Origin of the sequence: Mycobacterium sp. (assembly GCF_032162605.1) — a bacterium.
In the GTDB taxonomy this organism is placed as follows: domain Bacteria; phylum Actinomycetota; class Actinomycetes; order Mycobacteriales; family Mycobacteriaceae; genus Mycobacterium.
Window position 1 is genome coordinate 1 of the sequence record NZ_JAVROT010000233.1, and the last position, 6,561, is coordinate 6,561.

A 6,561-nucleotide genomic window follows, 5' to 3' on the forward strand; every position below is an offset into this window, starting at 1 on the left:
GAAGTTCCAGGATTTGGGCACCGAGCATCTGGTCTTTGATTTCCGGTTCAAGTTCGACCGGTTCTTCGACCAGATCAAACTCTTGGGCCAGGAAGTCCTACCCCACCTCCGCGGCTAACCCACCAACGCGGTCTATTGAAGAAGGCCATGACGTTGATCAGGCCTGGTGCGGAGTTGCGACGCCGACGGCTGACGGCGTGCTGCGGCTCAGCGTCACGGGCAGACCTGGATCGAAGGTGTCATCCATCACCCGTTGAACAGCAATCGACGTCAAACCTTTGTCGAGCCGAGCCCCAAACTCCGGGTGCTCTGAACAGATCGCCCGAAGGCATTGCAGCAGAAGAAAAGCGAAGTTAGACGAGACGGTTTCGATGCCGAGGTGTCCGCCTTACCGCGGCGGAGGTCGCGGGTCTTGAGTCGGTAGCTGTCTCCTTTGAGGTGAGAACGTCGGCGTGGTGGACGAGGCGGTCGATCATGGCTGCGGCGACGACGTCGTGGTCGTCGAACGCTTCGCCCCAGCGGCCGAACTGCTTGTTGGACATGACGATCAAGCTGGGCCGCCCGTAGCAGGAGGACACCGGTTGAAAGAACAGGTTCGCGGCTTCTGGGCTCGGTAAGCCGAAGATCAGTCGCAAGGGGCCGAAATTCAGACGTCGACACGGGGGTATCTTTCAGGCGTCGCCGACACTCGGGCGGGTGGCGCGGTGTGCGGCTCGGGGGCAGATGCGAGTAGGACGCGCCGCTTCGAGGCAGCGAGGCTAGTCAGATCTTCAGGTGCGGTGGCGCTAGCCCAGGGGGCCTTGCCCCGAAGCCTTACGTCAAGGCTGTTCTTCACCCCACGGCGGGGGTTTGTCTCTCGGGTGGCAAACACTCACATAAGCCATGACTGAGACGATGCCCATGAGGACTACAGCAATGCTGATGACGATAAAAATGTCCCTCACGAGGCGAATTATTCCACGGGAGCGCGGGTTTCGCTCCGCAACGAAACAACGAAACCAGCGCTGAAAGCGTTTGCGATCACTTTCGGCGACCGATTCCCGGCAGCCGACAAAATTCAATGAAAACCGCCGGAACCACCGTTGAAGAGATAGCCCCACGCGGACCGCAGCCGCTACGTCGACGGCCTAGAACCGTAAAGCCAACGCTTCCAAATAGAACCGATGCGAGCGGGCGTCGTCTGTCAGTGATTGGGGTGACATCGTGGTGATCTCCTTGGTCGGCGGTCCGGTGATTAGCTCCCCGGATGTGCTTCGCGGGTGAGGTGCCCTGCTGGCCTGCGAGGTTTCAAGTCGCGGGCACCGGTTCGCGGTGTGTGGCGTCGCCCCGGATGTGGCGGCGTCGGTTCAACCCCCTCGATTGACACGCCCATGGCGTGTCGGCGCTGGGCAGTGTGGTGGCCGTCGGGCTATTCCGGCGACCATCAGCTTCCTGTTCACCACACCGGGCATCGGCGAGGAGTCCGCGGGCGGCGTCCCGCTGCTGTCGATGACCGGCCAGTTCCTGGTCAAGGACGTTGCGCTGCTTGGCATCGCGGTGTAGACGCTGGCCGATGCGCCGCGTGGCCCCCGGATGGCAAGCCATGCCTGAGCGGGTGAGCGATTTCGCCGGGCTGCGCGCGTTGTTCATCAACTGCACGCTTCAATAAGCCGCCCGAGCCCAGCAATGCGCAGGGCCTGATCAGCATCAGAACCGTGATCAGGGACGCGGGATGTTGGTACGACGTCGCCAATCCACGATACCGTCGTCGTGAACCGGACCGGTACACACCCGCTGTCGGATGTGCACCGTGACCAGCGTGCGCCCCGGCCAGGCCTAGACCCGTTACGAATCCGGCTACCCCGGAGCCCAGAACGACCCGATGGACCAGGTGATCCGGCGATGACGGTCTTCTTCGACGCGCAATGCCAGCTGAGCAATCACCTGTTCGGCCGACGTGTAACCTGTCGCGGGCGGGCTCAGTCGGTGGCGAACGACGCGATGTGATCGATCACGGTGTTCAGTGCGGTCTCGAGTGGCTCGCCGTCGCGCAGCGTCTTGGTGAGCAGCAGTCCACCCTGCAGCGCAGTCAAAAGCGTCGTGGCCAGCTTGTCGACATCGGCGACCGGCGCGAGCTCGCCGCGGTCCTTCATGGAGGCCAGACCACCACGGATGGCGCCCTGCCACCGCCGGTAGCCGGCCACGATGTCTTCTCTTGCCGCGCTGTCACTCTCGGCAAGCTCGCTGGCCAACGAGCCCAATGGGCAGCCGCCCCGGAAGTCCTTGGAGCGCTGGACGTCCACGATGACTTCCGCCCAGCCGCGTAACGCATCGAAGTCATCGAGGCGGGCGAGCAGGGGCTCCTGGAACCCGAGGATCTCGTCGCTCCAGTATTCGATGACGGCGCGGGTAAGGGCGCGCTTGTCGACGAAGTAGTGGTAGACCTGCGACGCGCTGACGCCAGCGGCGACCTGGACGTCCTCGGTGCTGGTGCCGGCAACCCCTCGCTCGTACATCAGGACAGCGGCAGCGGCCACGATTCGGTCCCGGGGGGCCTGGCCCTTCCGGGTAATCATCATTTGAGGCTACCGATTCTGGAGTTGACAATCCAAAATTGGAGGCGTTTTGTGGAGTGATCAATCCAATACATCTGCGGGAGGCGATCGCATGACGACCCACACACCGACCATCGCGGAGCAGTCGGAAGCGATTGCAGCAGGATCCGCCGGGAAGTTGCCGGCCGAGGTCTTGGCCGCCTTCGCCGCCGATCAGGCCACGCTGAACGCTCAAGGTGTGCCGAGCGAGGTCGTAGCGCCAGGAACCGTCATGCCCGACGGCGACCTGCTCGACGTCCACGGGGCGCCCACCTCCCTGGATCGGTTGCGCAGCGGCAAGCCTGCCGTGTTGGTCTTCTACCGCGGGGCGTGGTGCCCGTACTGCAACATGACCTTGCGTACGTATCAGGCCGAGCTGGTGCCTGCGCTCACCGATCGAGGCTTCGAGTTGATCGCCGTCAGCCCGCAGAAGCCCGACGGCTCGCTGAGCTCAGCCGAGTCCAACGAACTGACCTACTCCGTGGCGTCCGATCCGGGCAATCAACTCGCCGTCGCGCTTGGCATCCTGACCGAACCTTCCGCTGATGCCGTTGCGGGACAGGTCAAGCTGGGGCTCGATCTCACCGATGTCAATGCCGACGGTGGGAAGACCCTGCCGATGCCCACGGTCGTCGTGGTCGACGCTGCGGGCATCGTCCGGTGGATCGACGTGCATCCCAACTACGCGAGCCGTAGCGAGGTATCCGCCATCCTGGCCGCCGTCGATGCGGTGAGCTGAATTCAGTGCCGCACGAGGTGTTCCTCGTCGCCGGCGCCAGCTACCGCTCGTCAGCACCCTTGCGCGGCGCAAAGTTGGAGGGCGAACATCGGCAACCGGAGATCGTCTGTGTGCAAGGCCCGTTCGAGTGTGTGCCGCGGCCGCTCCCACGTTCGGGGGTGTCGCTGGGCGTAGCGCGACAGCGTTGCGTCGGCGGCGTCGGGGGGAGCAATGTTACGTCCTCGATGCTGCAGTAGGAGCATCCGGTGGCCGGGTAGAAACCCAATTCGCAAGCCGTACAACAATATCGGCGCTCGGACCAGCCGCCGAGTCTGCAGCATTCTGCCCATCATCGCGGACAGCCGGTCTGCTGAAGCCATGCCGTTACCGCCCCGGACCGTTGAGGCTGCGGTGATGCAGAGCGGCGAGTCGGGCGTTGTACGCCGCCAAGGCCGCATCGTCGTCGTCCAGGTCGATCGAGCCGTCGGTGTCCGCATCGGTTCCGAGGGTTGCGTTCCACCGGACCCCGTCCAGCCACGGCCCGAGACTCGTACTCACGCGATCGCCACCGGCGACCCACAGACCCCCGATGGCGACCATCAGGATCATCATCAGCCCGTCGCCACCGAACCACATGATGGCACCTGCCGTGGATTGGTCGGCTAGCGCCGATGGTCCCCAATCACGAGAGGCGGAGTACGCCGGTGCGAGCGCGGTATTGGTCATCATCAACACGATCCCGACCATGGTGTCGGGGAACATGCAGATCGCAAGGATGATGAACCGCAGTAGATGGGCCAGGGGCGGATCGGTGGTCAGTTCGTCGCCGGCCAGCGGAAGCAGCAGCAGGTAGCCGGCGACCAGATACAGGATCAGCTCACCGTCGTGAATCCACATGTGCTGGCTCATCGCCTGCTGAAACCCGGTCAAGTGGGTCAGAACCAGCACCGCCGCATAGAACGGGACGGTGAATCGCGGCGAGATCAGACCACGGAACACCCGTCCCGCGCGGATGCCGTCGACGCGGGCGCGAGTCGCCTGTCCACCTGCCTCGTGCAGAAGTCGGATCGGTTGCGCCCACACCAGTAGTGCGGGCACCACCGTGATGAGCATCAAGTGCACGATCATGTGCACCCAGAACAACTGGTGACTGTAGACCGCAAGGGCGCTGTTGACGACGAGGATGAGAACGGCCACTGCCCATAGCGCGGAGACAGTCCGCAATATGGGCCACGGGTGGCCATTGCGGCGAAGTCGAATCAGCAGTGCGAGATATCCCGCCACCCCGAATGCGATCAGCAGGTCGGCCACGGGGGAGGACGTCCAGGTCGTCAGCAAGGCGGTGCCGGTGGGCGGGGCGGGGTCCATCGTCATGGCGTAGCCGCGCATGGACTGTTCACCATTGCAGTATGCAATAGTTGTCTATGGGGTTGGTGCCAGGTTCACGAAAGACGGCTGGCGGCCCAGAGATGCATCTGGAAGGGGAGTCCCATGCCAGCCCGCAGCGATCACGGAGCCGACGAGTCGGTGGACGCCATCACCGACGCGCTGCTCACGGCCTCCCGCCTGCTGGTGGCTATCTCGGCGCGCTCCATCGCCGATCTCGATGTGACGTTGACGATTCCGCAGTTCCGGACGCTGGTGATCCTGTCTACCCGGGGCCCGGTAAACCTCGCGACACTGGCGGGACTGCTCGAGGTTCGGCCTTCCACCACCGGCCGGATGGTGGATCGACTGGTCGGTGCGGGCCTCATCGACCGGCAACAGCATCCCGACTCACGCCGTGAAATGGTCGTCGATCTGACCGTGCGGGGCAGGGAGGTGGTGGCTTCGGTCACCGCGGGCCGGCGCCGGACGCTCGCCGAGATCGTGGTGAACATGCCCAACCGTGAGCGCCACGGCCTGATCCGCGCGCTGACCGCGTTCACCAAGGCGGGCGGCGAGCCCGCCGCCGTGCTGGAAATCGATGGATTCCTCGTCTGACAACGCGCCGATGCTCAGCTGGCGCCCAGAGACAACGGATGGGAGTGAATGTCGGTGTTGGGAAAGATCTTTGCCACGTGTCTGACACTCGGTTGCCTCGCCAGCGCATGTGCAAGTCATCCGCCGGGCTACCCGACCCCTGCGTCGCCGCAGGCGGCCAGTCCGTCGGATCTTGCCGCCACGGCCACCCGCGGTGGGGAGATGGGCGCATTGACCGCGCGCGGCGTCGTGAATGCCCTCAACAGAACGGGTTTCGCCGCGGCGAAACCTGTCGACACCACGGCGCAGGAGTGCCCCGCCGCTGGGTGCGACCAGTCGATCGTGACCGATACCCTGCGGGTCAAATCCTTTCAAACCACGGCGCGAGCGCAGGCCTACGCCGGGGACCACGGTCTCGACCAGGTCGAGACCATCGTCGTCGCGTTCGCACCACCCGTGCCGAAGGCCGAGCAGGCTCGCTACTGGGCGCAAATCCAATCGCTAGTGGGGTGAATCCACGCCGCCACTGTCGAAGTCCGACACCTGGTCGCTGCGGCCCTGCCGTCAGGTCTGTACCGGCAGTGACGCAGTGTCCTCGTCGTCGCTCGGCGGAGCCGGAGGTGGCGTCTTCCGGAAGTGGTGGTCGCCACGGGGATAGACGACCTGCGGCCACCAGAACCACCGGCCCAGCAGCGTTGCGATTGACGGCATCAGCAGGGAGCGCACGATCAAGGTGTCCACCAAGAGCCCGATTGCGATCGTGGTACCCATCTGGGCCAGCACGATCAGCTTGCTAAACGACATCGCCGCCATGGTGGCCGCGAAGACCAGCCCGGCGGATGTCACGACGCCGCCCGTGCCTGCCATGGAACGGATGATGCCGGTATTCAAACCGGCGTGGATCTCGTCCTTGAACCGGGAGACCAGCAATAGGTTGTAGTCCGATCCCACCGCCAGCAGGATGATCACGGACATCAGCATGACCAGCCACTGCACCTGAATGCCGAAGAGGTCCTGCCAGAGCAGCACCGAGATGCCGAATGACGCGGCGATCGAGCTGGCTGCCGTTCCGACTATGACGAGCGCTGCTACCGCGGCTCGGGTCAGGATGAGCATGATCATGAAGATCAGCGTCAGGGCGGATACCACGGCGATCATCAGGTCGTACTTGGCGCCGTCGGACATGTCCTTGTAGGTGGCCGCGACCCCGCCCAGATAGATCTTGGCGTTCGAGAGCGAGGTCATCTTCAAGGCGTCCTGCGCGGCCTTGCGTTCGGAATCGACCCTGGCGATGCCCTCGACGGTCGC

6 protein-coding genes and 2 pseudogenes are annotated in these 6,561 nt (G+C 64.2%); 4 read left to right on the top strand and 4 right to left on the bottom strand.

Annotated elements, in window-relative coordinates:
* Positions 1-393: 393 nt before the first annotated feature.
* A pseudogene (locus QOI01_RS14145) lies at positions 394-608 on the bottom strand (ATP-binding protein); the annotation flags it as partial.
* A gap of 811 nt (positions 609-1,419) precedes the next feature.
* On the opposite strand from QOI01_RS14145, the pseudogene QOI01_RS14150 reads away from it, so the two are divergent.
* Positions 1,420-1,542 (top strand): annotated as a pseudogene (locus QOI01_RS14150) (DUF417 family protein); the annotation flags it as partial.
* 416 nt (positions 1,543-1,958) lie between these two features.
* On the opposite strand, the gene QOI01_RS14155 reads toward QOI01_RS14150, so the two are convergent.
* A complete protein-coding gene (locus tag QOI01_RS14155) occupies positions 1,959-2,555 on the bottom strand; it encodes a TetR/AcrR family transcriptional regulator (RefSeq protein ID WP_526381883.1) in 597 nt (198 codons plus the stop codon).
* 91 nt (positions 2,556-2,646) lie between these two features.
* Here QOI01_RS14155 and QOI01_RS14160 point away from each other — a divergent pair, with 91 nt between their 5' ends.
* Positions 2,647-3,312, top strand: coding sequence for a peroxiredoxin-like family protein (locus tag QOI01_RS14160; RefSeq protein WP_526381885.1), 666 nt, complete (start codon positions 2,647-2,649; stop codon positions 3,310-3,312).
* 363 nt (positions 3,313-3,675) lie between these two features.
* Here the strand turns inward: QOI01_RS14160 and QOI01_RS14165 are convergent, their stop codons facing one another.
* Positions 3,676-4,680 (bottom strand): cytochrome c oxidase assembly protein, encoded by a 1,005-nt coding sequence (locus QOI01_RS14165; RefSeq protein ID WP_526381887.1) that lies wholly within the window; start codon positions 4,678-4,680, stop codon positions 3,676-3,678.
* Between the two features lie 102 nt (positions 4,681-4,782).
* Between QOI01_RS14165 and QOI01_RS14170 the strand changes: the two genes are divergently transcribed.
* Together QOI01_RS14170 and QOI01_RS14175 are read left to right on the top strand one after the other, a co-directional pair.
* On the top strand, positions 4,783-5,274 hold the full coding sequence (locus QOI01_RS14170) for a MarR family winged helix-turn-helix transcriptional regulator (protein ID WP_526381889.1): 492 nt from the start codon (positions 4,783-4,785) through the stop codon (positions 5,272-5,274).
* 201 nt (positions 5,275-5,475) lie between these two features.
* Positions 5,476-5,766, top strand: coding sequence for a hypothetical protein (locus QOI01_RS14175; RefSeq protein WP_526381891.1), 291 nt, complete (start codon positions 5,476-5,478; stop codon positions 5,764-5,766).
* A gap of 51 nt (positions 5,767-5,817) precedes the next feature.
* Here the strand turns inward: QOI01_RS14175 and QOI01_RS14180 are convergent.
* Positions 5,818-6,561 (bottom strand): MMPL family transporter (locus tag QOI01_RS14180; protein WP_526381893.1); only part of this gene is annotated, 744 nt, incomplete at its 5' end.

Coding starts and splice junctions, on each gene's coding strand:
- QOI01_RS14170 (WP_526381889.1), top strand. CDS start 4,783: ATGCCAGCCCGCAGCGATCACGGAGCCGACGAGTCGGTGGACGCCATC.
- QOI01_RS14155 (WP_526381883.1), bottom strand. CDS start 2,555: ATGATTACCCGGAAGGGCCAGGCCCCCCGGGACCGAATCGTGGCCGCT.
- QOI01_RS14175 (WP_526381891.1), top strand. CDS start 5,476: ATGGGCGCATTGACCGCGCGCGGCGTCGTGAATGCCCTCAACAGAACG.
- QOI01_RS14160 (WP_526381885.1), top strand. CDS start 2,647: ATGACGACCCACACACCGACCATCGCGGAGCAGTCGGAAGCGATTGCA.
- QOI01_RS14165 (WP_526381887.1), bottom strand. CDS start 4,680: ATGCGCGGCTACGCCATGACGATGGACCCCGCCCCGCCCACCGGCACC.